This is a genomic window from Ruegeria sp. AJ12, assembly GCF_056536245.1.
In genome coordinates this window covers 2,311,790-2,336,567 of the sequence record NZ_JBQFJJ010000001.1, presented here as the reverse complement: position 1 = coordinate 2,336,567, position 24,778 = coordinate 2,311,790, and the positions used below count along the sequence as shown (strand labels likewise).

The 24,778-nt window shown below is 59.2% G+C and carries 21 protein-coding genes; 7 read left to right on the top strand and 14 right to left on the bottom strand.

Features of this window, described 5'->3' with window-relative positions:
• Positions 1-6: 6 nt before the first annotated feature.
• From ACR3E0_RS11805 to acs, 3 genes are all read right to left on the bottom strand, one after another.
• Positions 7-291 (bottom strand): DUF4212 domain-containing protein, encoded by a 285-nt coding sequence (locus tag ACR3E0_RS11805; protein WP_480478995.1) that lies wholly within the window; start codon positions 289-291, stop codon positions 7-9.
• Positions 292-476: 185 nt separating this feature from the next.
• The gene (locus ACR3E0_RS11800) at positions 477-1,160 is read right to left on the bottom strand and encodes an adenylate kinase (RefSeq protein WP_480478994.1); all 684 of its coding nucleotides are present in this window, start codon (positions 1,158-1,160) and stop codon (positions 477-479) included.
• Positions 1,161-1,167: 7 nt separating this feature from the next.
• Positions 1,168-3,132 (bottom strand): acetate--CoA ligase, encoded by a 1,965-nt coding sequence (gene acs / locus ACR3E0_RS11795; RefSeq protein WP_480478992.1) that lies wholly within the window; start codon positions 3,130-3,132, stop codon positions 1,168-1,170.
• Between the two features lie 426 nt (positions 3,133-3,558).
• Between acs and dctP the strand changes: the two genes are divergently transcribed.
• The 3 genes from dctP (at position 3,559) to ACR3E0_RS11780 (ending at position 6,674) form a co-directional block, all read left to right on the top strand.
• Positions 3,559-4,575 (top strand): TRAP transporter substrate-binding protein DctP, encoded by a 1,017-nt coding sequence (gene dctP, locus ACR3E0_RS11790; protein WP_480478991.1) that lies wholly within the window; start codon positions 3,559-3,561, stop codon positions 4,573-4,575.
• 62 nt (positions 4,576-4,637) lie between these two features.
• Entirely contained in the window at positions 4,638-5,267 is a 630-nt protein-coding gene (locus tag ACR3E0_RS11785; protein WP_480478990.1) for a TRAP transporter small permease subunit, read from the top strand.
• Between the two features lie 3 nt (positions 5,268-5,270).
• Complete coding sequence (locus tag ACR3E0_RS11780; protein ID WP_480478989.1) at positions 5,271-6,674, top strand: TRAP transporter large permease; 1,404 nt, start codon at positions 5,271-5,273, stop codon at positions 6,672-6,674.
• Between the two features lie 50 nt (positions 6,675-6,724).
• Here ACR3E0_RS11780 and ACR3E0_RS11775 read toward each other — a convergent pair whose 3' ends face one another.
• Genes ACR3E0_RS11775 through rocF form a run of 3 tightly spaced genes read right to left on the bottom strand, consistent with a single transcriptional unit; the run spans position 6,725 to position 9,615 of the window.
• Positions 6,725-7,765 carry an ornithine cyclodeaminase gene (locus ACR3E0_RS11775; RefSeq protein WP_480478988.1) on the bottom strand — a complete coding sequence of 347 codons (1,041 nt, stop codon included), beginning with the start codon at positions 7,763-7,765 and terminating at the stop codon, positions 6,725-6,727.
• A gap of 9 nt (positions 7,766-7,774) precedes the next feature.
• A complete protein-coding gene (gene ctlX, locus ACR3E0_RS11770; protein ID WP_480478986.1) occupies positions 7,775-8,695 on the bottom strand; it encodes a citrulline utilization hydrolase CtlX in 921 nt (306 codons plus the stop codon).
• Positions 8,695-9,615, bottom strand: a complete 921-nt coding sequence (gene rocF / locus ACR3E0_RS11765; protein WP_480478984.1) for an arginase — start codon at positions 9,613-9,615, stop codon at positions 8,695-8,697. The genes ctlX and rocF overlap by 1 nt, the downstream gene beginning before the upstream one ends.
• A gap of 86 nt (positions 9,616-9,701) precedes the next feature.
• Between rocF and ACR3E0_RS11760 the strand changes: the two genes are divergently transcribed.
• Positions 9,702-10,130 (top strand): Lrp/AsnC family transcriptional regulator, encoded by a 429-nt coding sequence (locus ACR3E0_RS11760; RefSeq protein ID WP_170430034.1) that lies wholly within the window; start codon positions 9,702-9,704, stop codon positions 10,128-10,130.
• Between the two features lie 143 nt (positions 10,131-10,273).
• Positions 10,274-12,883 (top strand): bifunctional lysylphosphatidylglycerol flippase/synthetase MprF, encoded by a 2,610-nt coding sequence (mprF, locus tag ACR3E0_RS11755; protein WP_480478983.1) that lies wholly within the window; start codon positions 10,274-10,276, stop codon positions 12,881-12,883.
• A 3-nt stretch (positions 12,884-12,886) separates the two neighbouring features.
• Here mprF and ACR3E0_RS11750 read toward each other — a convergent pair whose 3' ends face one another.
• The 6 genes from ACR3E0_RS11750 to ACR3E0_RS11725 form a co-directional block, all read right to left on the bottom strand.
• On the bottom strand, positions 12,887-14,449 hold the full coding sequence (locus ACR3E0_RS11750) for an efflux transporter outer membrane subunit (protein ID WP_480478981.1): 1,563 nt from the start codon (positions 14,447-14,449) through the stop codon (positions 12,887-12,889).
• A gap of 11 nt (positions 14,450-14,460) precedes the next feature.
• On the bottom strand, positions 14,461-15,606 hold the full coding sequence (locus tag ACR3E0_RS11745; protein ID WP_480478979.1) for an HlyD family secretion protein: 1,146 nt from the start codon (positions 15,604-15,606) through the stop codon (positions 14,461-14,463).
• A 21-nt stretch (positions 15,607-15,627) separates the two neighbouring features.
• A complete protein-coding gene (locus tag ACR3E0_RS11740) occupies positions 15,628-15,984 on the bottom strand; it encodes a DUF3302 domain-containing protein (RefSeq protein WP_480478977.1) in 357 nt (118 codons plus the stop codon).
• Between the two features lie 34 nt (positions 15,985-16,018).
• Positions 16,019-16,588, bottom strand: a complete 570-nt coding sequence (locus ACR3E0_RS11735; protein WP_480478976.1) for a disulfide bond formation protein B — start codon at positions 16,586-16,588, stop codon at positions 16,019-16,021.
• Positions 16,589-16,597: 9 nt separating this feature from the next.
• Positions 16,598-16,753 carry a DUF5993 family protein gene (locus ACR3E0_RS11730; RefSeq protein ID WP_480478975.1) on the bottom strand — a complete coding sequence of 52 codons (156 nt, stop codon included), beginning with the start codon at positions 16,751-16,753 and terminating at the stop codon, positions 16,598-16,600.
• 117 nt (positions 16,754-16,870) lie between these two features.
• On the bottom strand, positions 16,871-17,632 hold the full coding sequence (locus ACR3E0_RS11725) for a DeoR/GlpR family DNA-binding transcription regulator (protein ID WP_480478973.1): 762 nt from the start codon (positions 17,630-17,632) through the stop codon (positions 16,871-16,873).
• A 271-nt stretch (positions 17,633-17,903) separates the two neighbouring features.
• Here ACR3E0_RS11725 and glpD point away from each other — a divergent pair, with 271 nt between their 5' ends.
• Both glpD and ACR3E0_RS11715 read left to right on the top strand, forming a co-directional pair.
• Positions 17,904-19,493: a glycerol-3-phosphate dehydrogenase gene (glpD, locus tag ACR3E0_RS11720; protein WP_480478972.1), complete on the top strand. Its 1,590-nt coding sequence runs from the start codon at positions 17,904-17,906 to the stop codon at positions 19,491-19,493.
• A gap of 300 nt (positions 19,494-19,793) precedes the next feature.
• Positions 19,794-20,249: a DUF2087 domain-containing protein gene (locus ACR3E0_RS11715; RefSeq protein WP_480481021.1), complete on the top strand. Its 456-nt coding sequence runs from the start codon at positions 19,794-19,796 to the stop codon at positions 20,247-20,249.
• A 71-nt stretch (positions 20,250-20,320) separates the two neighbouring features.
• Here ACR3E0_RS11715 and ACR3E0_RS11710 read toward each other — a convergent pair whose 3' ends face one another.
• Together ACR3E0_RS11710 and ACR3E0_RS11705 are read right to left on the bottom strand one after the other, a co-directional pair.
• Positions 20,321-23,458, bottom strand: coding sequence for an efflux RND transporter permease subunit (locus ACR3E0_RS11710; protein ID WP_480478971.1), 3,138 nt, complete (start codon positions 23,456-23,458; stop codon positions 20,321-20,323).
• Positions 23,459-23,461: 3 nt separating this feature from the next.
• Positions 23,462-24,640 carry an efflux RND transporter periplasmic adaptor subunit gene (locus ACR3E0_RS11705; RefSeq protein WP_480478970.1) on the bottom strand — a complete coding sequence of 393 codons (1,179 nt, stop codon included), beginning with the start codon at positions 24,638-24,640 and terminating at the stop codon, positions 23,462-23,464.
• Between the last annotated feature and the right edge of the window lie 138 nt (positions 24,641-24,778).

Below are 24,778 nucleotides of genomic sequence, written 5' to 3'. Positions count from 1 at the left end.
CTCCCGTTATTCTTCGTCTACGCCGTATTCGGCGTCTAGCTTGTTCATGCGCCAGGCGTAGTTGAAGATCAGCACCAGAAAGACCAGAATCGATCCCTGCTGAGCGAACCAAAAGCCCAGATCGGTGCCGCCAATGGCGATCCCGGACAGAAGCGGACGCAGCAGGATGCCGAATCCAAACGACACCAGCGCCCAGATCGCGAGGCTGATGTAGATAAGACGCAGGTTGGCCTGCCAATAGCCCTTGTCGGCCTCGGCAGTCTGCGCGGAGTCTGTAGATTGATCCGCCATTGCGGGTTCCTCCTTGCTTGCTCGTTGAGCGGCCCGCTGCTTAACTCCTCCAGCGCATTGGGCCGCGTCTCGGACATGCCAAACGCCGGGTCAGCGTCGGGCAAAACTCCTCCGGTCCGCCAAGGCGGGTCCTTTGAAGTATTCTGTTATCGGAGCTAAGCCCGGTCCGGGCTTGTCTCCTCCCCTTAACTCATCGCGTCACCGACGATCCGTTCCAGATCGCCGGCGATGTCTTCAATCCCACCCATGGCGTTGGTGCATTTCAGCACACCGTGGGTTTCGTAATAGGTGATCAGCGGCGCGGTTTGCGCGTGATACGCCTTGAGGCGCGAGGCGACCGTTTCCGCGTTGTCATCCGCCCGGCGCTTGAACTCCGTGTGACCGCATTTGTCACAGGTGCCCGCCACGGCAGGCGTTTTGTACTGATCGTGGTATCCTTCGCCGCAGCCGGCGCAGGTGTAGCGGCCCGAGATGCGGATCACCATTTCGGCGTCTTCGACCTCGAGGCTGATGGCCGCGCTGATCTTCTGGTCGTTTTCAGACAGCAATCCGTCCAGCGCCTCGGCCTGAACCGTGGTGCGTGGGAAGCCGTCCAGAATGACGCCCTTGGCGCAATCCGGCTCGGCGATACGGTCGCGCAGGATCGCGATAACGATATCGTCGCTGACCAGATCGCCAGCTTCCATGACGGCTTTGGCGGCCTGTCCCGCCTCGGTCCCGGCCGCAACGGCGGCGCGCAACAGGTCGCCGGTGCTGAGCTGGACCAGACCGAACTTGTCTTCGAGCATGCGCGCCTGCGTGCCCTTCCCGGCGCCCGGAGGGCCGAGAAGGATCAGAACGGTGGGTGTGGTGATCGTGGCAGCGTCCATCACATCCTCACTTGTTTGCCCGGTTTTCGATCAGGTCTTCGACCACGGACGGATCAGCCAGAGTCGACGTATCACCCAGCGCGCCAAAGTCGTTCTCGGCAATCTTGCGCAGAATCCGACGCATGATTTTGCCCGACCGGGTCTTGGGCAGGCCCGGGGCCCATTGGATCACATCGGGTGAGGCTATCGGACCGATTTCTGTCCGCACCCATGTGCGCAGTTCTTTCAGCAGATCGTCGCTGGGCTCGCGGTCATTCATCAAAGTGACGTAGCAATAGATGCCTTGCCCTTTGATTTCATGGGGATAACCCACCACAGCTGCCTCGGCCACTGCGGCATGTGCCACCAGCGCACTTTCCACCTCAGCGGTGCCCATACGGTGACCCGACACGTTGATCACGTCATCGACGCGCCCGGTGATCCAGTAGTCACCGTCTTCATCCCGACGACAGCCATCGCCAGTGAAGTAATAGCCTTTGTAATCCGAGAAATAGGTCTTTTCGAACCGCTCATGGTCGCCCCAGACGGTGCGCATCTGTCCGGGCCAGCTGTCCTTGATGCACAGAACGCCCTCGACGCCATTCCCATTGATCTCAACGCCGGATTGCGGGTCCAGAACGACAGGTTCGATGCCAAAGAACGGCTTCATGGCGGACCCTGGCTTCATGGCATGTGCGCCGGGCAGGGGGGTCATCAGGTGACCACCGGTCTCCGTTTGCCACCATGTATCGACGATGGGGCAGCGTCCGCCGCCAACAACATCGTTGTACCAGTTCCAGGCCTCGGGGTTGATCGGCTCACCCACGGTGCCCAGCACGCGCAGATCGCTCAGATCGCATTTCTCGACCCACTCGTTGCCTTGTCCCATCAGGGCGCGCAGGGCAGTCGGGGCGGTGTAGAACTGGTTCACCTTGTGCTTTTCGCAGACCTGCCAGAAGCGCGAGGCATCCGGATAGGTCGGCACGCCTTCGAACATTAGGGTGGTCGCGCCGTTGGCCAGCGGGCCGTAGACGATATAGCTGTGACCGGTGACCCAGCCCACGTCTGCGGTGCACCAGTACACATCGCCCTCGTGATAGTCGAACGTGATTTCATGCGTCAGCGACGCATACACCAGATATCCGCCGGTGGTGTGAACAACGCCTTTTGGCTGGCCCGTTGAACCAGAGGTGTAAAGAATGAACAGCGGATCCTCGGCGCTCATTTCCGCAGGCGCACTGTAATCGTCAGCCTCCAGTGCCATTTCGTTGTAATCGTAGTCGCGCCCGTCGATCCATGTCGTCTGCCCGCCGGTCCGCTTGACCACAAGGCATTTGACGGTGTCCTTGCAGTGTAACAGCGCTGCGTCTGCGTTGGACTTCAGGGGTGTCTTGCGTCCGCCGCGCGGCGCTTCGTCTGCCGTGATAATGACCTTGGCATCGCAGCCGTTGACGCGCGCAGACAGCGCATCGGGCGAAAAACCGGCAAAGACAATCGAATGAATGGCACCGATCCGTGCACAGGCCAGCATGGCATAGGCCGCCTCGGGGATCATCGGCAGATAGATGACAACGCGGTCGCCCTTGCGCACGCCCATGGATTCCAGAATGTTGGCCATCCGGCAGGTGCGTCGGTGGAGCTCAGCATAGGTGATGTGCTGTGCCGGGTCGTTTGGATCGTCCGGTTCCCAGATGATCGCGGTCTGATCGCCACGTGTCTTGAGATGACGGTCCAGACAGTTGGCGGATACGTTCAGCGTGCCGTCCGCGTACCAGTTGATCTTGACCGAACCGAAATCGTAGTTGACGTCCTTGACCTGGGTAAAGGGTTTGATCCAGTCGATGCGCTTGCCGTGCTCGCCCCAGAACGCGTCGGGGTCAGAGACCGAAGCGGCATACATGTCGGCATACTTGTCCGAGTCGACATGCGCACGGGCGACGGTTTCAGCGGATGGCGGATATACGTTGGAATCTGCCTGGGCAGCGGTGGTCATTCTGAGGCTCCTCCCTCTGGATTGGTCTACGTGGATCAGTTCGCCCGCTGAACGGGACCCTTCGATCCTGTTCCTCCCCGGCTGCAGTATTACCGGGTTCTGAAAACAAATAAATAAATAACGGTAATCCTTGGATTAGTTTGTAAAGAAATTTCTAGAGGCCGAAGAATTGAGTCAACAAAATGTAAAAGATAGTAAAATATCATATACACAACAATGAATTAGTTGTTGTGTCGTGGCGTGCCGAACCTCGCATGCAGGTTGACCACAGCACAAAAGCTGCCGCTTGTCGGGGTTGCCTTTGTAACAGGCGATCTGCTCAACCAAGAGCGGCGAGCCCCTTGCGGGGGTTGGCACACCTCCATGTTGGCGCTAGCTTCAACTCCAAGCGCCCCGGTAGGGGGCGCACCAATGGGAGAATTCACTATGAGAAAGATGTTGAGCGGTGCCGCTGTCGCCGCCCTTGGCGTTGCCTTTGTCACCGAAGCTGCGGCAACCGAATGGAATGCGTCCGTTTGGGGCAAGCGCCGCGCCTTTACCGAACATGTCGAAAAGCTTGCCGAGCTGGTCAGCGAAAAGACCGGCGGAGATTTCACCATCAATGTCAGCTACGGCGGTCTGTCCAAACCGCGTGAGAATCTGGATGGAATCGAAATTGGTGCCTTTGAAATGGCCCAGTTCTGCGCCGGGTACCACCGGGACAAGAACCGCGCGATCACGGTGCTGGAGCTGCCGTTTCTCGGTGTGAACAACCTGGACGAAGAAGTGGCGGTCAGCCACGCGGTCTATGATCATCCGGCGGTTAAGGATGAGATGGCGCAATGGAATGCACGCATCATCATGACGTCCCCGATGCCACAGTACAACATCGTGGGCACCGGCGAGCCGCGCGATGAACTGGCCGAATTTGATGGCATGCGGGTCCGCGCGACCGGTGGTCTCGGACAAGCCTTCGAAGCGGTTGGCGGAGTTCCGACCTCGGTACCTGCGACCGAAGCCTACAATGCGATGGAGTCCGGTGTGGTTGACACCGTTGCCTTCGCCCAGCACGCGCACCTGTCCTTTGGCACGATAAACGAAGCGGACTGGTGGACAGCCAACCTGAACCCCGGAACGGTGAATTGTCCGGTGGTCGTCAATATCGATGCCTATGAGGCGCTGCCCGCCGAACATCGCGAGGCCCTGGACAGTTCAATTGACGAAGCCATTGACCACTACCTCGCCAACTACGGCGGATTGCTGGAGCAATGGGACAGCGTGCTTGATGAAAAGGGTGTGCAAAAGGTCATGATCGAGGATGCGGTTATTGAAGAATTCCGCACCAAGGCCGCTGACCCGATCCGCGAGCAGTGGATTGCCGACATGTCGGCGCAGGGGCTTCCGGCACAGGACCTGTATGATCTGGTTCAGACGACGCTGAAACAACAGCGCGGCGGCAACTGATCACTTTGACCGGGCGCCTGCTACACGGCGCCCGTTTCTTCACAAGCTAGGGGATCGCCGGAATGGCAGGACATGCCACGGTGCTGGAGGATGGCAGCCGCCTGAGCCAGCTGGATCAGCATTTGCTGAAATTGGAACGGTTTTTGGCGTTGATCAGCGGCTTTGCCGTCTTTGGGTTGATGGTTATGGCAGTGGTGTCCGTCAGTGGGCGCAACGCCTTTAACGCCCCATTGCCCGGATATGTGGACTGGATCGAACAGGCGATGCCTTTGATCGCGTTTCTGGGCATCTCTTTTGTCCAGCGTTCGGGCGGGCATATCCGCATGGATATTGTCATCGCCCGCTTACACGGTCGCGCTCTTTGGTTGTTTGAGCTGATCTCGGTGATCCTCATCCTCGTTCTGATGCTGGCGCTGGTCTGGGGCAGTTGGTCCCATTTCGACCGGTCTTTTGATTTTGGTGCGCCGCTGTGGAGCCGGGACAGTTCCATTGATATCGGCATTCCGCTCTGGCCGGCCAAACTGTTGGCACCGGTTGCCTTTTCCGTGCTGTGCCTGCGGCTGATCCTGCAGGTCTGGGGGTATGGCCGGGCCTTTGTGTTGGGGCTGGACACGCCTGTGGCCGTCCCGCTGATACAGGACGCGGCCGCTCAGGCTGCGGCTGAGGCCGAGAAGTTCGAGGGGCAGGACTGACGCATGGACACGATTGACATCGGCCTGTGGGTCACGGGTGGCTTACTGGTTCTTGTGGTGACGGGTATGCGTGTGGCCTTTGCGGCCGGCCTGGCTGGGCTTGTCGGCCTGATCTGGATTTTCTGGGCGAAGTTCGGCTACGACCCGGACCGCTTTGGGCGGGCTGTCACGGTTGCGGTCAAAACGGCTGGGCAGGTGCCGCATTCCAAGGTTGCCTCTCACACACTCAGCCTGATCCCGACATTCATCCTGATCGGTTATCTCGCATATTATGCTGGTCTGACCCGTGCTCTGTTCGAGGCGGCGAAGCGTTGGATCGCGTGGGTGCCCGGAGGGTTGGCGGTGTCCACCGTCTTTGCAACGGCAGGTTTTGCCGCCGTGTCGGGCGCGTCCGTGGCCACGTCAGCTGTTTTTGCCCGCATCGCCATCCCGGAAATGCTGAGCGTCGGCTATAACAAACGTTTTGCAGCAGGTGTCGTGGCGGCCGGGGGGACACTGGCATCGCTGATCCCGCCCTCGGCTATCCTTGTGATCTACGCCATCATCGTCGAACAGGACGTGGGTAAGCTGCTACTGGCCGGATTTATCCCGGGGGCTTTTTCGGCTGTTGTCTATGGCCTGTTGATCGTGAGCATTGCTGTCGTCTTCAAAACAGTCGGCCCGCCCGTGACAGGCTTTTCCTGGAAACAACGCTTTGCGGCGCTGCCCGGCGCGATCCCGATTGTCGCGGTAATCCTGATCATCATCTGTTTCGTCTACAACCCGTTCGGCGACAAGGCCTGGGGGACGCCGACCGAAGGCGGCGCAATCGGGGCCTTTATCGTGTTCTGTTTTGCCTTGTTCCACGGCATGCGGTGGGCGGAGTTCAAATCCGCCCTGCTGGAAACCGCGAAACTGACCGCGATGATCTTTTCCATCATCTGGGGTGTCCTGATTTACGTGCGTTTCCTGGGGTTTGCCGACCTTCCGGGTGCGTTTTCGGACTGGATCACCTCGCTGGAAATGTCACCCATGCTGATCCTGATCTGCATTTTGCTGGCTTATGCGGTGCTGGGCATGTTCATGGACGCCATCGGGATGCTGCTGCTGACCCTGCCGGTTGTATACCCCGCCGTCATGGCACTGAACGGAGGCGAGACGGTCAGCGCCGCAGACAGCGCCTTTGGTATGTCCGGCCCGATGTGTGCGATCTGGTTCGGCATTCTGGTGGTGAAAATGGCCGAATTCTGTTTGATCACACCGCCTATCGGTCTGAACTGTTTCGTGGTGGCCGGCGTGCGGCCGGATCTCAGCGTTCAGGACGTGTTCAAGGGCGTGACGCCTTTCTTCATCGCGGATGGTGTCACCATCGCGCTTCTTGTCGCCTTTCCGGGGATCGTTCTTTACCTGCCATCGCTGGCCGGATGAAAAAATCCCCGGCCAGAGGCCGGGGCAGGTTCAGTACTGTTGCAGGTTCTCTATTGTGCCCGCATCAGCATTCCGTACAGGTCACGCGGGTCATCCGGGTCGGCCAGCATATCTAAAGGCTCAAAGAAATCAGTGTCTTCGATCGCGCGCTTGATGTAGCGAAGCGCTGAGAAATCTTCGATTGCAAACCCCACACTGTCAAAAAGCGTAATCTGCCGGTCGTCCGTGCGCCCTGCGGCTTGACCGGTGATCACCTGCCACATCTCGGTGACCGGGTGATCCTGATCCAGCGCCTGAATCTCGCCTTCGATCCGCGTTTGTTCCGGATATTCCACGAAAATCTCGGACCGCAGCAGGATATCCCGATGCAGTTCCGTTTTGCCGGGGCAGTCGCCCCCGATTGCGTTGATATGCACGCCGGGGCCAACCATGTTGTCGGTCAGGATCGTCGCGTATTTCTTGTCCGCTGTGCATGTCGTGATGATCTGAGCGCCCTCGATGGCGTCCTCGGCTGTTTTGCAGGTGACAACAGTCAAACCCTTGCCTTGCAGGTTGGATGCGCATTTCGCGGTGGCGTTGAGATCGCTGTCATACAACCGAACCGTGTCAATCCCGCACATCGCCTTGAACGCGAGGCACTGAAACTCGGATTGCGCCCCGTTGCCGATCATCGCCATTGTGGTCGAGTTCTTCGGGGCAAGATACTTGCCGACAAGGGCGGACGTCGCCGCCGTCCGCAAGGCCGTCAGCATCGTCATTTCGGTCAAAAGGGTGGGGTAGCCCGTATAGACATCCGCCAACAGGCCGAACGCGGTCACGGTCTGCAGCCCTTCGGAGGTGTTCTTGGGGTGTCCGTTCACATATTTGAACCCGTAGGCTTCGCCATCCGAGGTTGGCATCAGTTCGATCACGCCATGGGGCGAATGGGCCGGAATGCGCGGGGTTTTGTCAAAGCTTTCCCACCGTTTGAAATCCGCCTCGATCTGCGCGGCGATCTGGGAGATCATCTCTTCGACACCGATATGGTGAACAAGCCGCATCATGTTGTCGACGGATACAAAAGGGACAAGGGCCTTTTCAGATGGTTGCATAGTGCGCTCCTATCGGCGGGACAGGTGGATGCCTGCGATCATGCAGCGCACCGATCCACCGGCAGTTTCAATTGTCGGAACCGAGAGCGGCAGCGGTGTTGCGCTGGCCTCGATGACGGCGATCTGGTCAGGCTTCAGCGCTGCCAGCGCCCGGCTGGACAGGGCCAGCACCAAACCGTCGTCCCCAGTCAGTTCAATTGCGTTCCCGGCGAATTCGGCGATCTGGTCATGGGATAGATCAATGACCGTCCGACCGGATTCCTCTAACCGGGCCCGGACTGTTTCCCGCCGTTCGGTGTCCGGGATCATGTCCAGACAGATCAGCGCATAATGCGTCCCGATCCCCATTAACACGTTGGTATGATACACGTCGCGGCCTGCGGCGTCGCGGGCCTCGAAAGCGATGGGCTCATAGTTGAAGTGAGTACAGAACCGTTCCAGTAAAACCGGGTCCGCGCGGTTCGATTTCACCGTGTACGCAATGCGGGCCACGTGATCGAGCACCATCGCCCCGGTCCCTTCAAGCGCAAGATCGTCCCGTTCAAGGCCGGAATAGTCGATGACATCCTGCACCCGATAGTCCTGTTTCAGCAATTCGATGACGTCCGTGCGCCGTTCGCGCCGACGGGACGGCACGAACATCGGATAGATCGCGATGTGACCGCCAGGATGGGTGGAAAACCAGTTGTTCGGAAAAACGCTGTCTGGCGTGTCCAGGTCACCATGGTCATCAAAGACGTGAACTGTGACGCCTGCAGAACGCAGGTGTTCGACGGCCTTGTCGTGCTCGTCGCGCGCGGCGACCGACGTGGCCGCGGCCGATCGGTTGGCCAGTGTTTGAAACGCATTGTCGTCGCGGGTTTCCGGATTGGACGCAAAGGCATGCGGACGGATCATGACAACGGCGGACGGGGCTTGAAGGGACAGCATCAGAAGCTCCGCGTCGGGCGATCAAAGATACGGCGCCCCATCAGAGACGCGGCCAGATCGACCATCAGTTTCGTGGTACGTCCGCGTTCGTCAAGAAACGGGTTCAGTTCGACCAGGTCCAGCGAGCAGACCAGACCGCTCTCATGCAGCAATTCCATGGCCAGATGCGCCTCACGCTCGGTTGCGCCGCCGGGCACTGTTGTTCCGACCGCGGGCGCGATGGCCGGATCGAGGAAATCCACGTCCAGCGAGACGTGCAGGATGCCGTTTTCACTGCGGACGCGACCCAGAAAGGCCAAGAGGGGCGTTTTGATGCCGTGTTCATCGATACTGCGCATGTCGACCAGCATCGCGTGGTCCTCCTCCAGCGCGGCGCGTTCCGCCGGATCGACCGAGCGCAGCCCGATCATGCCGACACGGTTCGTTGGCACAACGGCAGGCAAGCGCGGAAAGGCGTCAAATCCGGGCTGGCCGGTGAAATAGGCCACCGGTGTGCCGTGCAGATTGCCGCTGCCGGTGCTGTCCGGCGTGTGGAAATCGCTATGCGCGTCGAGCCAGAGTACAAACAAGGGTCGTTCTGCCGCCCGCGCATGTGCCGCCATGCCGGCAACTGTGCCCATCGACAGGGCATGGTCGCCGCCCATAAACACCGGCATACCGTTTTGAGCGGCCTCTTGTGCGGTTCGGCTCAGGGCGTGGGTCCAGCCAACGCATTCGGGCAGGGCGAAGAGATGCGGATGCGCGGGGATGTCCACCTTGTCGGGCTGTACATCACCCCAGTCGGTTACGGTGTGCCCCAGATCGGCCAGGGCCTGTTCCAGACCAGCCACACGGTAGGCGTCGGGACCCATGCGGCAGCCCTGCCGGTGTTTGCCGTCATCCATCGGCGCACCGACCAAAATTATATCTTTTGTCTCCATGTGATCATTTAGACCGTCATTATGCCTTGCGGGAAGAGATCAAATTGCTCAAAATGGAACAAAGAAATCCAAAATGGGACAGAAACATGGACGATCTGGACAGCCGCTTGCTCAGCGCTCTTCACCGCGATGCACGGGCGTCGCTGTCCGAACTGGCCGAAACGCTGGGTGTTACGCGTACAACGGTGCGCAGCAGGCTGCAGCGGCTGAAACAATCCGGCGAGATCGTCGGATTTACTGTACTGACCCGGCGCGATGTGGCGCAAAGCCCGGTTCGCGGATTGATGATGCTGGAAATCGAAGGTCGCGGAACGGAACGGACCATGGCCCGAATCGCGGCCATGCGGCAAGTGCGGGCGGTGCACTCCACCAACGGAAGCTGGGACCTGATCGCAGAGATCAGCACCGAGACATTGGCCGAACTGGACGAGGTTCTGTTTCAGATCCGTCGGATGGAGGGCATCAACCGGTCCGAGACAAACCTGTTGCTGTCCACGCGCAAGGGACGGTTTTGAGCCACATCCTGCGGTCACCGCGTAGTGCTTTGATCAGCATGGGAAATGTGTCAGAGTTTTGAGGTGGACCCTGTCGGCGTTTCCCGTCGTCCAAAGTGCACACAGGAAATGCCATCCAAGGCGAAAGGGCAGGGACCTTCCCGATGACCACTCAACAGACAGGCGATGAACCCCGGGCCGTGCTTTGGATTGAAAAGGTGACGGGCCTGCTGGAAAAGCCCTGGGTGCGGATCGTGATCCCGGTTCTGGTGACGCTGATTGCCCTGACCGTTTTGCACGAGTTGTCATCACATGTGAAATGGTCCGATGTGCAGTCGGATGTCGCGTCCACGTCCTGGAAGCTGTTGTTTTTTGCGCTGTGCTGGACAGCGGTCAGCTTTCTGTCGCTGTCGTTTTACGATGTGTTCGCCGTGCAGAGCGTGGCGGATGGCAAGGTGCCGTTGCCGGTGGCCGGAATGGCAGGGGCAAGCGGGTACGCAGTGTCGAACTGTCTGGGATTTTCGTACATCACGGGAACCGCGATCCGGTACCGGATTTATGCGTCCCTCGGTCTGGATCTGGGCCGGGTCGCCGGGGTGATTGCCACATCCTGGGTGGCGTTCTGGATGGGTTTGGTTCTGATCCTGGGCCTGTTGCTGACCTTTCACCCGGACGGTGTGTCCAAGGTCATGCCGATCGGAGAAACCACGGAAACCATTATCGGATTGTGCCTGCTTGCCGGGCTGGTGGCCCTGTTTGTCTGGCTGTCGAGTGGCGGGCGCAGGCTTGAGCTGGCGGGTATGGGGTTCAACCTGCCGGGCGGCAAACTCGCGGGCCTGCTGACACTGGCGGCGCTTGGGGACCTGTTTGGGGCATCCATGGTTCTCTATGTCCTCATGCCGGACGATCTGGGTGTTGGGTATCCCTATTTCTTTACGATCTACATCGCTGCGATTGCAGTCGGTATTCTGAGCCACGCGCCGGGCGGAATCGGCGTGTTCGAGGCGACGCTGATCGCGGGTCTCGGCGCCTCGGGCCGGTCCGATGTGATCGCCGCGCTGCTGCTGTACCGGGTTGTCTACACATTCACGCCCTTTGTCATCGCCAGCCTGTCGATTGCTGTTGCCTCGGCACTGACCCAGCGCCATCGGATCGGCGGGGCGGCGACTTGGGTCTATCGCGTGATCCGCCCGATCGTGCCCATGGTCGCTGCAGGTGTGGCGGCGGTGGCCGGGGTGATCCTGCTGGTCTCAGGGGCGTTGCCGTCGGACAGCCAAAATCTGGGCGTCCTGCGTGCGTTTCTGCCCCTGTCTTTTGTCGAAGCCTCACATCTTTTAGGAAGTGCGGTCGGCGTGTTGCTGATCTTGATCTCGCGTGGGCTGTTCCGCAAGCTTTACCGCGCCTGGGTTGTTGCCATGCTGCTGATGGTGGCGGGGTTCGTCGCCTCGCTCACCAAGGGGCTCGACACGCATGAAGCGATCAGCATGCTGGGCACGATTGCGGTTCTGGCCATGTTCCGCGGTGCGTTTTACCGTGTCAGCGGGGCATCCATCTTTCGGCTGAACATTCCCTGGCTGGTCAGCGTTGTTGCGCTGTTGGCGGTGATCTTCTGGATCGGCCTGTTTGCCTATTCCCATGTCCAATACCAAAACGCCCTGTGGTGGGAGTTTGCGTGGAATGGCGATGCCTCGCGTTTCCTGCGATCCAGCCTTGTCGTGGCGGTGATCCTGGGCGTGGTGGCCGTCAACTCCCTGTTTGGGCGAGAGATTCCGGCACCGGTTCGTACCGAGATTCCAGAAGCCGTGGAACGGCTTGTGATGGACAGCCAGGATACCGAGTCGCAGATTTCGCTGACCGGTGACAAGCAATTCCTGATTTCGCCGGATGAGACAGCCTTTATTGCTTATGCGGATACCGGCAACGCCATTATCTCAAAAGGGGAACCGGTGGGGGATGAAAAAGCCGGTCAGCAGCTGGTCTGGCAGTTGCGAGAGATGGCAGATCGCGAAGGCAAACTCTGTGCCTTTTATAGCGTGTCTACCAAGTACCTTCCGACATTTCTGGATCTTGGCCTGTCCATCCTGAAGATCGGTGAGGTGGCGCGCGTACCGCTGCAAGGGTTTTCGCTGGATGGCAAGTCCCGCAAGCGGTTCCGCCAAGCCAAGAACCGCGCTGAACGCGAGGGGTACGTGTTTGAGATTATCCCAAAGGAAAAGCTGAAACCCGTGTTGCCGGAGTTGCGCGAGATTTCTGATCACTGGTTGGCGGGGAAGGCAGGCGCGGAAAAGGGGTTCGCTCTGGGCGGGTTTGACGAGGACTACCTGTCCTATTTCGATCACGCGGTGCTGAAAAACGGTGAGACGGGCAAGATCATGGCATTCGCCAACCTGTTTCAGGGCGGGCATAAATCTGAACTGTCACTGGACCTGATGCGGTATGAACCGGACAGCCCAAGCTTTGTGATGGACGCACTGTTTGCCGAAATGATGGTCTGGGGGTCCGAGCAGGGCTTCCATTGGTTCTCACTCGGGGCGGCACCCTTTTCCGGAATTGAGAACCGGGAACTTGCCTCGCTGTGGAACCGGATCGGCGGATTTGTCTATGAGCATGGCGAACAGTTCTATCACTTTGAGGGACTGCGCGCGTTCAAGCAAAAATTCGAGCCGGAATGGAGCCCGAATTACCTGGCCAGCCCCGGCGGGCTGGCAGCGCCGCGCATTCTGTACGAGGTGAACATCCTCATATCCGGCGGTCTGCGGGGCCTCACGAAATAGGAATCAGTTCAGGCTGGCCCGGGTTGGTGTCTGCTCCAGCAAATCGCCCCAATCGGTGCGATAGGCCATCTCGGCCAGAACGGTTTCGGGCAGAAACTCTTGATTTTGGCGAATCTGCCACCCCCCGCCGAGACCCTTGTACACGGCGACCAGATTGCTCGACACCTGCTGGCGCGCCTCGATCAGGTTGGCCTGGGACCGGAGCAGCGCGGTTTGGGTGTTCAGAATGCGCGAGTAGCTGGCGATGCCGTCGCGATACTGGCTGACGGCGATGTCAGCGGCTTTGCGGGACGCATCGACACTGTTCTGATAGAACCCGACCTGTTTGCGCGCTTGCGCATAAGCCACCATGGCGCTTTCCACCTCGGAATAGGCTGTCAGCACCGTGTTCTGGTAGTTGGCAATCAATGCCTGATACGCCGCATCCTGCGCGCGGACATTGTTCTGGATGCGACCGTAATTCAGGACGTTCCAGACCACGCCGGCACTGGCCAATCCCGTATTGCTGTTAGAGCTGAACAGATCGCGCCCGCCCGAGGCCTGAAGACCAATGGAGCCGGACAGCACGAACTGCGGATACAGGTCCGCCATGGCGATCCCAACCTGCGCCGATTGCGTTGCAGCCGCCAGTTCGGCGGCGCGCACATCAGGCCGCCGCCGCAACAGTTCCGCCGGGACGCCTACGGCTACATTTGGACGGGCTGATGGGATGCGGCCGGAATTTCCCAACAAACTGGTCATCCGTGACGGCGTCGCGCCCAGCAGAACGGCCAGCGCATTTTTGGTTTGCTGCAAATCGCTTTCCAACTCGGGCACAAGGGCCTTGGTGTTGTTCAGAAGCGCCGTGGATTCCTGCACGTCCAGTTCAGTCGTGACGCCGTTGTCAAAGCGCAGTTGGGTCAGGTCAGCCGATTCCTGCTGCAGCGTGATGTTCTCGCGCGCCACAGCCAGCGATTCCTGCAGGGCGCGTATGTTGACATAGAGGGCCGCCACATCCCCGGTCAGCGTCACCAGCGCGTCGTCGTAATTCGCAACCTGCAGGGCCAGGTTTGACCGTGCGGCCTGTACACCACGCCGCTGGGCGCCCCAGACGTCCAGTTCCCACTGTGCATCGAATCCGACCTGCGAGGTCGAAAACTCGGTGTCCAATGGAATGATCCGGTTGATGTCAGCGATGGGACCCAGATTGTCGCTGATCTGTCGCCGTTCCAGTGACCCGCCGATGGCCTGAGACTGCGGATACAATTCGCCAAAGGCGATGCCCAACTGGGCGCGGGCTTGCAGCACCCGTGCACCGGCAACCTGCAGGGTCAGGTTCTGCGCATAAGCTTCGGCAATCAGCTTGTTCAGGGTTGGGTCGTTAAACGTTTCCCACCATTTTACCACCGGGGCGCTGCGCGAGGTCAGACCGCTTTGGCCGGCGCTGGGGCTGTTCACTTCGATCCATTGTTTCACAACCGGCGAGTTCGGCGTCACAAAATCGGGGCCAACCGGGGTGCACGCGGCCAGCATTGCCGAACACAGGGCCGGTCCCATCAGTCTGCGAAAGGATTTGGCCGGTGTCATGCTGTGCGTCCTCAAATGTCCAGGGGTCGGATGAAATTGGCAAACGAGTACAGGCGGATATTGATGCGCCGCAGAAACTCGAAACTCTTGCCCTGACCCGTATAGATCGCGACAGCTGCGTGGCCGCCGGCGGGCAGAGTGTGCCCCTCGGGCAGATCCACCGTGATCTGAACCGCAATCCGACCCGGAAGCTTGGGCAGTTCAAAACCGGGCAGGCGGCCCGATGGCAGGTACTGCCCCTGACGCGTGGCCCACCAGATCGCTTCGACCTTGCCGGTCAGAATCTCGCCGGGATACAGATCCAGCGCCACCTCGACTTCTTGACCCGGTTCAACAAATTTCAGGTTCTGCTGCCGGAAAGTTGCCAGAACATAGGGGCTATCCTCGGTTACAAAACTGGCGATCGCGCCCAGACGGATATCGCCGACCACCAGACCCGGTCGCGCCTGTTGCGAGACGATCATCCCGTTTTCAGGCGCGTAGATGGTCGTGTTCTCCAGAAAATACTCGGCCTCGGCCAATTGCGCCTGAGCTTGCAGAATGCCTGTGTTGACCCCGTCGATTTGCGACTCCAGCGCCAGCCGGGCCTTTTGAAGATTCGCTTCAGCCTGTTTGACCGACGCCCCGTCCTCGACGACCTGTTCGTTCCAGCGGTCCAGTTCGTCCTGCCGGGCGCCACCGGCGGGCACGAGATTTTCATAGCGCGCCTGTTCGGTCAGGGCATAGGCCAGCTGCGCATTGGCGCGTTCGACCGCTTCGGTCTTGGCGATGACATCCTGTTCCAGGATCTTGGCATTCTGCTCGGCAGCAACCAGCTGCGCCTGCGCGTTGTCGACAGCCAAAGAAAACACTGTATCATCAAAGCGATAAAGCGGTTCACCCTTGGTGATCTGGGTGTTCGGTTCAACCAGAACTTCGGTCAGGATCGTGGGCTGCGTCAGCCTTGGCACGATCTGAATGGTCGAGCGGACCACATGACTGTCTACCGAAAACGGCTGGAAGAACCGCAGGGCAACCAGAAATATCAACAGCAGGTGCGCGCCGACCCAGAACGAAACAATGCCCCAGGTGATGTTGAACTTCAGCCATTGCGCCTTGAAGAAAATGAACCAGACGAAAATGATGTAAAAGAGCGTGATGCCCAGGGCGACGAACATAGTAGTAAGATTCCTTCAGCCTCAGCTCTTCTGCGTCTCGTCGGACGCGTCCTGATACTCTTCTTTTACAGCACCGCCCAAACGTTCGATCTCGTCACGGATGGCTTTTTTCTCTTCGTCGGGACCACGGCGCATATCCACGGTTACGCCGTCATGGAAAGCCCAGATAAAGGCATGCACCCAAGGAACAACGGCCAGAAATCCCATCCAACCCATGATCTTGACCGCTTCGGCATGCGGGTGGTTGCGCTTGATCGCGATGCGGCCCGGCAGGCCCATTATGAACAGAAACAACGCCATCACGGCGGCCAGAAGCAGGATCAATGCCACGAATGTCAGGTAGTCGTAATAGCCTAAAGGCTGCCCCAGTAGTCCCATGCTCGTGCCTCCTGTTGGGAAGGTTGTCCCATCCTCAGTTGTTGGTGCCCATCTCGTCAATCAATTTGTAGCTGGTCGGGGGATCTGCGCAGATACCGGGGCCACATTCGATCAGGGTCGAGACGGCATTCAACGCCGCCAATCCCAGCATGATGAAAAAGGCGACCTTGGCAAGCGTGCTGCCACCGAACCGGGGTTCGGCGGCTGAGCCGTCTGCGTACTGGCGATCAAACAGCAGCATGATCGCTGTACCCAAAAGGATCAGGAAAAAGCAGATCGCCGCCCAAGTATAATAGTGCAGGCCAAGGACGGGCGAGCCATAATGTCCGGTGCCGGGCACGATATGCAGCAGGATCTGGCGCACCGACACGCTGCCGCCATACAAGGCAGCGATCAGCATCAACGCATAATGACGTGGGCGCGGGCCATAGAGAAGGTTCAGACCCAGCCCAACGCCCACAGCGACAAATCCGACCCGTTGTAAAAGACATAGCGGGCAGGGCAGTTCGTAGAGGGTCAGCTGATAGACATAGGCAAGAACAAGCACGAGGCTCACCGCCAGCAGTCCGATTGCGTTCAGGTTTCGGGACAGTTCAGGTGTCATGGCGGTCCCTCAAAGCTGAATGGTGAGTTGGCTGGTCGCGTGAAACTTCAGCCAGTACACGCTCAAGGCCAGTGTGATAAAGAAAAGCGCGTTGGCGGCTGTTGTCAGTTTGAAATAATTCAGCCCCATCACGGCGGTAAGTAACGCAAACAAAAGCGCTATCATGGCCCGGGTCTCCTTATCCGTGCGACGATCGCAATAACCGGGATACTGTCAGGCTGTTTGCGATCTGGCAAGAACGCGAACCGGGCAACTCATCCTGAAAGCGAGTGACGCAGAGGCCTAGACACACACTTTCAACGTGGTTTCCCAATCCGCGCATGTTCGGATGAGGGCCTTCGGCAGGGGCTGATCTGTGTAGAACGTATCTATGTCAGCGAGCGAGGTGATACGCGCCGGGGCCGAGCGCTGGAACTTGGAATGGTCGGCCACAAGAAATGTCCGTCGCGCCTGCGCGATGATTGTTTGGCTGACATGCACTTCCTGAAAGTCGAAATCCAGCAGGTCCCCGTCGGCGTCCAGCGCGGAACACCCGATGATCGCATAATCAAACTTGAACTGTTGGATGGTCGAAACGGTGAGATTGCCAATCAACCCGCCATCCGACCGTCGCAGAACACCTCCGGCCACGACGATTTCGCAATCCGGGTTCTCAACCAGAATATTGGCAACGTTCATGTTGTTGGTCACCACCATCAGGTTCTTATGACTGCGCAATTGACGCGCGACTGCTTCGGTCGATGTCCCGATACTCACAAAAAGCGAGGCCCCGTCCGGAATATCCAAGGCACAGGTTTGAGCAATTTTGGCTTTCGCGTCTTCGTTCAGGGCACGGCGATCCTCGTAGCCGATGTTTGACACACCGGACCGCAGCACAGCGCCACCATGAACCCGATCCAGTTTACCCAACTCGGACAGGTCGGACAGGTCCCGGCGGATGGTTTGAACGGTCACCCCAAACTGTTCGGCGAGGTCGTCGACCGCCACGCGACCGGTCTGTCTGGCAAGGTTCAGGATGTCCGATTGGCGAAAGGACAGGGACATGAGCGGCTCCGGTGTGAGGTCCTTTTTCGTTTTTGTTCTTTTGCTGCCGTTTTGCAAGAGGCTTGATGACAAATTCATACGTTGGGTCACCAGTTTAGTACTTGAGATCACAGAAATGTCCGGAAAAGGTGCCGTCTCTGGCTCTGCTGCAGTATTTTCGTTTTGCCTTTACATTGGCGATATTTCGAAAATAATCGAAAGATATACTTGACGATACGAAGGCTCACCGGGTTAATGCGCTCGAACTTCCGACACAGGGAATCAGCCGGACATGGACCAGCAGGATACTCAGATCACGGATCTGTTCATCATTGGTGGCGGCATCAATGGATGTGGCATCGCGCGTGACGCCGCAGGCCGTGGGCTGTCTGTGACGCTGGCGGAAATGAATGATCTTGCGTCGGCCACGTCTTCGGCCTCGACCAAGCTGTTTCATGGGGGGCTTCGGTATCTGGAGTACTTTGAGATCCGGCTCGTTCGCGAAGCACTGATCGAACGCGAAACCTTGCTGCGGGCCATGCCGCATATCAGTTGGCCGATGCGTTTTGTGCTGCCGTATCACAAGAACATGCGGTTCGACTCGGAAACGCCCACCTCTCGTTTGCTGAGCACCGTGATGCCATGGATGCGGGGGCGGCGTCCGGCCTGGCTGATCCGCCTTGGTCTGTTTCTCTATGACAATCTTGGCGGTCGGAAGATTCTGCCGGGTACATCGTCCCTTGACCTGCAATCGGCACCAGAGGGCCGCCCCCTGCAGGACAAGTTTCAGACCGCGTACGAATATTCCGACTGCTGGATCGAGGATTCACGTCTGGTCGTTCTCAATGCGCGCGATGCAGAATCCCGGGGCGCAAACATCCTCGTTCGCACCGAAGTTGTTTCGGCAGAGCGGGTTGAAGACTTGTGGCAGGTCACGATTCGGGACCGGGACAGTGGCGAGACCCGTACGGTTCGCGCCAAAATGCTGATCAATGCGGGTGGCCCCTGGGTCGGTGACATCATTCAGACGAAGATCCGCATAAACTCGCGCGAAGGCGTCCGACTGGTGCGGGGCAGTCATATCGTGACGCGCAAGCTGTATGACCATGACAAGTGCTATTTCTTTCAGGGAGAAGACGGGCGCATCATCTTTGCGATCCCCTATGAACAGGACTTTACCCTGATCGGCACCACGGATCAGGATCATTCGGATCCGTCCGTCCCTCCGGTCTGCACAGAGGCGGAACAGGACTATCTGTGCGCCTTTGCGAGCAGATATTTCAAGCAGCCTGTGACTCGCGAAGACATTGTCTGGACCTATTCCGGCGTGCGACCCCTGTATGATGACGGGGCCAGCAGTGCCACGGCGGCCACGCGTGATTACACCCTGAAGGTGGATGCGCAGGGCGGGGCGCCGGTGCTGAATGTGTTTGGCGGTAAGATTACGACCTATCGCCGTCTTGCCGAAGGCGCATTGGACAAGATCGCCAACCATTTCCCCGATCTGCCGGGGCCCTGGACGGCCGGTGTTGCATTGCCGGGTGGGGATTTCCCCGTGGATGGCGTGCAAGACCTGATCGATGCGCTGCTGGCGGATTACAGTTTTCTGGACCGGGTCTGGGCGGCGCGGCTTGTTCGGGCCTACGGTACCGAGGCACGCACGATCTTGGGCGGTGCAAAATCGGTCGAGGATCTGGGAGAGGCATTTGGAGCGACCCTGACCGCGCGCGAGGTCGACTGGCTGATGGACAAGGAATATGCGCGCAGTGCCGAGGACGTTGTGTGGCGCCGCAACAAGTTGGGTTTGCGTCTCGATGCGGACCAGATCGCACGGCTCGGACAGTGGATGGGGCAGCGTGCCGAGGCTGACAAAGTCGCCTAAGGCGACACGCTTTTGTCCCTTGGCCGGTCCGGTCGATCATGCTAGCCATCGGGAACGGTCGGCAGTCACCGAGGCGTCGCTGCTCCTGCCCGGAGTGCTAAACCTGCCATTTGGACAACACGACATCGCAACCATAAGGGCGTTGTATCGTTAAGTCAGCGACCGACGATCGAGCAAAACGCCCGATATGGATGCATGATGACGAAAACACCTGTTCCCCTTTATGTAGAGGATTTGTCCTCTTTCACCCGGATGTTGAGCCGGCAACTTGATACCCCAAGACCATCGCATGTGACCTTGATGAACATGGTCGCGCGCGCTGCGGGGTTTCAGAACCTGCAACATATGCGCGCCACCCATGCCGCTCGGCGGCAGTTTGAGACGCGACCGGAGCCTCTGGCCATAGACATGCGAACCGTGAACCGGACGCTGGTTCAGTTCGACACCGAGGGCCGGTTGTTGCGATGGCCGTCAAAACGATCAGTGCAAACTCTGGCGCTCTGGGCGCTGTGGGCCAGCCTGCCCGCTGGCATCAGCCTCGATGAGAAAGAGATCAACGCGCGCTTGGGGCAGGAGCATCTGTTCGGCGATCCGGCGATTCTGAGACGTTCCATGATCGGATGCGGATTGCTGACCCGACACAGCGATGGGAGCAACTACCGTCGTGTCGAACAGGCGCCGCCGGCTGAGGCAAAAACTGTGATCCATGCGGTCACGGCCCGTCGCCGAATGCGGGCAGGGGCTGTTCTTACCTGACGCAAGCCGTTGCTCGTACACCAAACAAGCCCCGCGATTTGTGCGGGGCTTGTGGAATTCTGACGCCCGGTTCAGGTGGTTTCGCCCGTCGGGTCAGGATCGTTTTTGGTGCCCTTTATCCACTCCCTGAAGCCTTGCATCAGGGCGTACAGCACCGGCACAAGGATAACGCCAACCAGCGTGGCCGCCAGCATGCCGCCAAAGACGGCAACACCGATGGCTCTCTGACTGGCGGCGCCCGCGCCGCTGGCCGCCAACAGCGGAACAACTCCGAGCAGGAAGGACAGCGCCGTCATCATGACCGCGCGGAAACGCTGATGTGCCGCTTCGACCGCTGCTTCCTTGATCGAGAGACCTTTGGCCCGTTGCTCCATCGCAAACTCGACGATCAGAATCCCGTTTTTTGAAGCCAAACCAACCAGCATGATCATTCCGATCTGCGTGTAGAGGTTGATATCACTTCCCACGATGGCAACGGCGGCCACCGCGCCGAACAGGGCCACCGTGACAGACAACAGGATCGACACCGGCAAGGTCCAGCTTTCGTATTGCCCGACAAGGAACAGATATCCAAACAGGATCGCCAACCCCAGGATCACGACCACCAATCCGCCGGCGGCCAGTTGCTGTTGTGCGGTTCCTGTCCATTCAAACGCGTAGCCTGGGGGGAGCGCCGTAGAGGACTCTTCGGTCATCACCGTGATTGCATCCCCGCTGGACAATCCCGGGGCAGGCACGGCGGTCACCGTCGCGGATCGGAACAGGTTGTGGCGTTTCAGCAGGACGGGCCCAAGAACGTTTTCGACATCGATCAAGGTGCCCAGCGGAACCATCTCGCCCTGGGTCGAGCGAACATAGAGGTTCGAGATATCCTCGACATTGTCCCTGTAGGTCCCGTCGGCCTGGATCATGACACGATACACCCGGCCAAACAGGTTGAAATCATTGACGTAATAGGACCCCAGCTGGGCCTGCATGGTCTGGAAGATTTCCGACACGGACACCTGCAGCGTCTTGGCTTTCTCCCGATCCAGATCGACAAACAATTGCGGAACGTTGGCCCGGAATGTCGTATAGGCCTGACCAATTTCCGGTCGCTGATTGGCCGCATAGACAAATGATCCGACCGCTGATGCCAGATCCTGTGGCGTTCCACCGCCGGTTTGCTGCACCTCCATTTCGACCCCGGCGGACATGCCAAGGCCCTGAATGGGGGGCGGGTTGAACGCCACGATCGACGCGGCGGATTCACCGTTGGCGATGGCCAGCACTTTGCCGAGAATCGCGTTCGCGCTCAGGTCCTCTTCCTGCCGTTCGTCCCAATTGTCGAGGTTCACAAAGATCGCCGCCCCGTTGGTGATCGTTCCGTTCAGCAGCGAGAAACCGTTGACCAGAACCGTGCTGGCGACACCGGGGATTTCACGGATCTGGTCGTCGACGCGCCGCGTGACGGTCTCTGTCCGCTCCAGTGTTGCGGCGTCCGGCAGTTGCACATCGACAAACAGATATCCGTTATCTTCCAGTGGGATAAAGCCGCTCGAGGTGTTGGACATGATCGTGCCTGCGCCCATGGCCAGCGCTACGATGATGCCCAGCCCGATGACCGGCAGGATCAGCAGTTTTCGTACAATCGCCACATAGCCATTGCGCACGGATCCGATGAAGTTCTCAAACAGGGCCAGAATGCCCTTGGGCGGGCCTGACCTTGGCCGCAGCACCAGCCCGCACAAGGCCGGGGACAGGGTCAGCGCGTTGATGGACGAGATGACCACAGCGGTCGAGATCGTGACAGCGAACTGGGAATAAAGCCGCCCGGAGATGCCCGGCATGAAGGTGACCGGCACGAACACGGCCAGCAGAACCAACGTGGTGGCGATGACCGGTCCGGTAATCTGGCCCATCGCCTTGCGGGTGGCCTCGGCCGGGGGCAGACCTTCTTCGGCGATGATCCGTTCGACGTTTTCCACGACGACGATGGCGTCATCCACCACGATCCCAATGGCCAGCACCAATGCAAACAGGGATATCGTGTTCAGCGACATACCGAAGAGCAGCAAGAACGCAAACGTCCCGATCAGCGAGACCGGGATGGCCACCGCCGGAATGATCGTCGCCCGCCAATTGCCCAAAAAGACAAACACGACCGAGATCACCAGAATGAAGGTCAGGATGAGGGTCGTGACCACGTCGTTCAGCGACTGTTCAACAAAATCCGTGGTGTTGAACGGCACCTGATACTCCACGTCCGAAGGGAAGGACCGTGACAGACGCTCCAACTCGGCCTGAACCCGCTCGGAGACCGCCAGAGCATTCGCGCCGGGCGCCTGATAGATGCCGATGACCGTCGCCGGGACGCTTTGAAAGTAACCGGACGCTGAATAGAACTGCGCGCCCAGTTCCACGCGGGCGATGTCGCGCACCCTGACAATCGATCCCGCCTCGCCGGTCCGGATGACGATATCGCCGAACTCCGCAGCCGATGTCAGGCGACCCTTGGTCTTGATCGTGTATTGAAACGTCTGCCCCTCGGGCACCGGCGGCGCGCCGATGGACCCGGCGGAGACTTCGATATTCTGTTCGCGGATGGCGGCAATTACGTCGCCCGGTGTGATCGACAGGGCGGCCATCTGGTCGGGATCCATCCAGATCCGCATGGCGTATTCCAGATTGGTCAGAACGTCAGCCTTGCCCACACCCTGAATCCGCGCCAAGGCGTCCTTGAGGTTGATCGAGGCGTAGTTGGACAGAAACACGCTGTCATAGGTGGAGTTGGGCGAGGTCAGCGTCACCAGCAGCAGCATGTTGGTTGATGACTTTTGCGTCACGACGCCCGAGGATGTGACCTCGGTTGGAAGCGACGACATCGCCTGCGCCACGCGGTTCTGCACGTTCACCGAGGCGATATCGGGGTCTGTACCGACCTCGAAGGTAATATCCAGGGAATACGAGCCGTTATCGGACGATGTTGACGTCATGTAGATCATGTCGTCCACGCCGTTGACCTGCGCCTCGATCGGCGCTGCAACCGTGTTTTCCACGGTTTCGGCATTGGCGCCCGTGTATGTGGCGGTCACGCTGACCACCGGAGGTGTGATGTCAGGGAACTGAGCGACGGGCAGAACCAGATAGCCGATGCCGCCCATGATTGTCAGGACAAGCGAAATGACAAGCGCCAGCTTCGGCCGGCTGATGAACAGGGCTGAGAACATCCGTTACTCTCCCGGCTGCTCTGAGGCGACGACGGCATCCACCGAGACGCCCGGGCGAACCCTTTGCAGGCCCTCGACAATGACGCTTTCCCCTTCGCGCAGACCGTCCAGAACGATGATGGCCGTGCCGACCGTATCCCCGGTTGTGATGTAGCGCTGTTCGACCATCTGCTGGTCATTCACCACGAGGACAAATTCCCCCCGTTGATCGCGCTGCAGCGCGGCTTGGGGGATGAGGACCTGAAGCGTGGGTTCCAGCGCCTCGATATGCACGTTGACGAACGCACCGTCGATGATCAGCCGCTTCGTATTGTCGAATTGGGCGCGCATCGTGATTGCGCCTGTCAGGGGGTCGATGCGGTTGTCGACAAAGACGATCTCGCCGGTTTCGTCCAAATCCGTGCCGTTCGGGAGGGTCACGTGAACGTTTGGACTCTTGTTGCTTTCCGCAAGAGAGGCGGCGCTTTCGCCGAATTGCTCTAGAACCGACGTAAATTGTTTCTCATTCAGGGAAAAATTGACATAAATGGGCGCTTCGCTGACCAGATTGACCAGGGGCGGGTTGTTGGGACCCACAACATCCCCCACGCTGGTGGTGACCCGCCCGATGCGCCCGGTGAACGGGGCATGGATTTTTGTATAGCTCAGGTCCAGTTCAGCCTGTTGAATGGCCGCATTCGCCGCTTTGACTTCGGCCTCGGCCACCAATTCGTTGGCGCGGGCAATATCGCGTTCAGATTCCGGCGTCGCGTCGCGGCGGTAGAGTTCTTCCTTGCGGGCCAGATCGACCTTGGCCAGTTCCAGACTGGCCTCGGCCCGGTCCAGATCAGCCTTTCGCGCCTCAAGCGTGGCCTGATAGAGGTCCGGTTCAATCGTGAACAGCAGGTCCCCTTCGTTCACCAGCGCGCCGTCTTCCACATTCTGACTGTCCAGAAATCCGCTGACGCGTGCGACAATGTCAACCTTGTCAATCGCTTCGGCCCGGCCAATGAAAACCGCCTCGTCGGTGATTTCCTCGGAATAGGCGGCAGCAATTGAAACCTTGGGCGGCGGTGCATCGCTCTGATCCTGGGCCAAAGCCGGGAGTGCCATGCCCAGGCACGCAAGCAGGGCCAATCGCTTGCCTGTCGCCCTGAAAGTGCGGCTGTCGCGCAAGGTCGGTTTCTTAAATGCAAGGGACATGGCAGGTGCCTCGTTCAAACTATGGATTTTGCGCCCCATGAGGTCGGACGCCCCGGGCGAGTCGATGGATTTGTCGGTGAGGATGGCTGTTTTATGCTTTTACCTCAAGCATCTTGATGGCGGTGCATATCTCCGCGC

What these genes read in the sequence shown, in the direction of transcription:
- ACR3E0_RS11705 (WP_480478970.1), bottom strand. Translation starts at nt 24,640, where the DNA reads ATGTCCCTTGCATTTAAGAAACCGACCTTGCGCGACAGCCGCACTTTC.
- ACR3E0_RS11715 (WP_480481021.1), top strand. Translation starts at nt 19,794, where the DNA reads ATGAACATGGTCGCGCGCGCTGCGGGGTTTCAGAACCTGCAACATATG.
- ACR3E0_RS11730 (WP_480478975.1), bottom strand. Translation starts at nt 16,753, where the DNA reads ATGATAGCGCTTTTGTTTGCGTTACTTACCGCCGTGATGGGGCTGAAT.
- rocF (WP_480478984.1), bottom strand. Translation starts at nt 9,615, where the DNA reads ATGGAGACAAAAGATATAATTTTGGTCGGTGCGCCGATGGATGACGGC.
- ACR3E0_RS11735 (WP_480478976.1), bottom strand. Translation starts at nt 16,588, where the DNA reads ATGACACCTGAACTGTCCCGAAACCTGAACGCAATCGGACTGCTGGCG.
- dctP (WP_480478991.1), top strand. Translation starts at nt 3,559, where the DNA reads ATGAGAAAGATGTTGAGCGGTGCCGCTGTCGCCGCCCTTGGCGTTGCC.
- ACR3E0_RS11710 (WP_480478971.1), bottom strand. Translation starts at nt 23,458, where the DNA reads ATGTTCTCAGCCCTGTTCATCAGCCGGCCGAAGCTGGCGCTTGTCATT.
- mprF (WP_480478983.1), top strand. Translation starts at nt 10,274, where the DNA reads ATGACCACTCAACAGACAGGCGATGAACCCCGGGCCGTGCTTTGGATT.
- ctlX (WP_480478986.1), bottom strand. Translation starts at nt 8,695, where the DNA reads ATGCTGTCCCTTCAAGCCCCGTCCGCCGTTGTCATGATCCGTCCGCAT.
- ACR3E0_RS11740 (WP_480478977.1), bottom strand. Translation starts at nt 15,984, where the DNA reads ATGGGACTACTGGGGCAGCCTTTAGGCTATTACGACTACCTGACATTC.
- ACR3E0_RS11800 (WP_480478994.1), bottom strand. Translation starts at nt 1,160, where the DNA reads ATGGACGCTGCCACGATCACCACACCCACCGTTCTGATCCTTCTCGGC.
- ACR3E0_RS11760 (WP_170430034.1), top strand. Translation starts at nt 9,702, where the DNA reads ATGGACGATCTGGACAGCCGCTTGCTCAGCGCTCTTCACCGCGATGCA.
- ACR3E0_RS11745 (WP_480478979.1), bottom strand. Translation starts at nt 15,606, where the DNA reads ATGTTCGTCGCCCTGGGCATCACGCTCTTTTACATCATTTTCGTCTGG.
- ACR3E0_RS11750 (WP_480478981.1), bottom strand. Translation starts at nt 14,449, where the DNA reads ATGACACCGGCCAAATCCTTTCGCAGACTGATGGGACCGGCCCTGTGT.
- ACR3E0_RS11805 (WP_480478995.1), bottom strand. Translation starts at nt 291, where the DNA reads ATGGCGGATCAATCTACAGACTCCGCGCAGACTGCCGAGGCCGACAAG.
- glpD (WP_480478972.1), top strand. Translation starts at nt 17,904, where the DNA reads ATGGACCAGCAGGATACTCAGATCACGGATCTGTTCATCATTGGTGGC.
- acs (WP_480478992.1), bottom strand. Translation starts at nt 3,132, where the DNA reads ATGACCACCGCTGCCCAGGCAGATTCCAACGTATATCCGCCATCCGCT.
- ACR3E0_RS11780 (WP_480478989.1), top strand. Translation starts at nt 5,271, where the DNA reads ATGGACACGATTGACATCGGCCTGTGGGTCACGGGTGGCTTACTGGTT.
- ACR3E0_RS11725 (WP_480478973.1), bottom strand. Translation starts at nt 17,632, where the DNA reads ATGTCCCTGTCCTTTCGCCAATCGGACATCCTGAACCTTGCCAGACAG.
- ACR3E0_RS11785 (WP_480478990.1), top strand. Translation starts at nt 4,638, where the DNA reads ATGGCAGGACATGCCACGGTGCTGGAGGATGGCAGCCGCCTGAGCCAG.
- ACR3E0_RS11775 (WP_480478988.1), bottom strand. Translation starts at nt 7,765, where the DNA reads ATGCAACCATCTGAAAAGGCCCTTGTCCCTTTTGTATCCGTCGACAAC.